Consider the following 1378-nt stretch of genomic DNA (forward strand, 5'->3'; position numbering starts at 1 on the left):
AGACCCCGGGTGCCGCGACGCTACTGCAGAACTGCGGCTCCTCGCCGTCGGATGTGGCCTTCCAGTCGGAGGCACAGGCGATCCTCAAGGCGCTCGACGCGCATAACGGTCACCGCGGCAAGACTGCGCGCAGCCTCGGCATTTCCGAACGAACGCTGCGCTACCGGCTCGCCTCGATGCGCGAGAGCGGGCTGATCGCGGCGGGAGCTGAGGCATGAACGGCGCAGGTCCGGTCGGTGGTTCGCTGGGGTCGATCCAGCAGGTCATGGCGCTGCGGCAAGAGGTGTTGTCACGCAGCACGGCGCTGCGCGATGTGCGCGAAGCAGGCGGCGCGGAAAAGCCCGCCAATCGCACGGTGCAGGCCGGGGGCTTTGCCGATGCCCTCAACGGTGCGTTGCATCAGGTTAGCGCGGTACAGGCACATTCGTCCGATATGCAGGCCGCCTACGAACGCGGTGAGGTTACCGACATCGCCAAGGTGATGCTTGCCCGCCAGGAAGCCGGGGTCGCCTTCGAAGCCACACTCCAGGTCCGCAACAAGCTGCTTGCTGCGTACCAGGAAACCATGCGGATGGGGGTCTGATAAATGACCGGTCTGGTTCCTGCAGATAGCGCCCGTCCGGGGATGCTGGCCCCGCTCACGAGCGGGTCGGGTACGTTCGGGGAACGCCTGCGTGCCTTTTCCGCGCAGCCGTCGGTGCGCAAGGTGCTGCCGTGGTTCGCCGGGACGGCGGGCCTCGGCCTGCTCGCGCTGACCTGGGCGACGTTGTCGCCCGCGCCGCAACGCACGCTCTATTCCTCGCTCGGCGATGCCGAGCGCGCAAGCGTCGCCGCCTCGCTCGACCAGGCGGGGATCGACTACACGATCGACAACAATACCGGCGCACTCACCGTGGGCGAGGACGATGTCTATCGCGCGCGCATGCTGGTGGCATCGGACGGTTCGCTCGCCGCACCCGAAAGCGGGACCGACCTGATCGAAAACCTGCCGATGGGTGCCAGCCGCACGCTCGAGGGCGACCGGTTGCGCGCCGCGCAGGAACGCGAACTGATGCTGACGATCATGGAGATCGACGGCGTCGAGGCCGTGCGCGTCCATATCGCCAAGGCCGAACGTTCGGTCTTCGTGCGCGAGGACATCGCTCCTTCGGCCTCGATCATGGTGCGTATGGCGCGCGGTCGCCAGCTGAGCGACGGGCAGGTCATGGCGATCGCCAACCTCGTCTCGGGATCGGTGCCCGGACTGGGGATCGACGCGGTCAAGGTCGTGGACCAGCACGGCAAGCTGCTGACGCAGGAACGCGACCCCAAGAGCGGACTGATCGACCTGCAGGCGCAGATGGAAGCCAAGCTCAACGCGCAGGTCGACCATCTCCTG

Annotated in this window: 2 protein-coding genes and 1 pseudogene; all 3 read left to right on the forward strand. The window is 67.1% G+C overall.

The genetic code is table 11. The features are described from left to right. On the forward strand, positions 1-218 hold a 218-nt coding region (locus AAFM29_RS17565), incomplete at its 5' end, for a helix-turn-helix domain-containing protein (protein ID WP_341714008.1). Further along, the gene (fliE, locus tag AAFM29_RS17570) at positions 215-583 is read left to right on the forward strand and encodes a flagellar hook-basal body complex protein FliE (protein ID WP_341714009.1); all 369 of its coding nucleotides are present in this window, start codon (positions 215-217) and stop codon (positions 581-583) included. The genes AAFM29_RS17565 and fliE, both read left to right, overlap by 4 nt. 3 nt (positions 584-586) lie before the next feature. Next, a pseudogene (locus tag AAFM29_RS17575) lies at positions 587-1378 on the forward strand (flagellar M-ring protein FliF); the annotation flags it as partial.

It is taken from the genome of Erythrobacter sp. (genome assembly GCF_038133525.1).
Taxonomy (GTDB): Bacteria; Pseudomonadota; Alphaproteobacteria; order Sphingomonadales; family Sphingomonadaceae; genus Qipengyuania.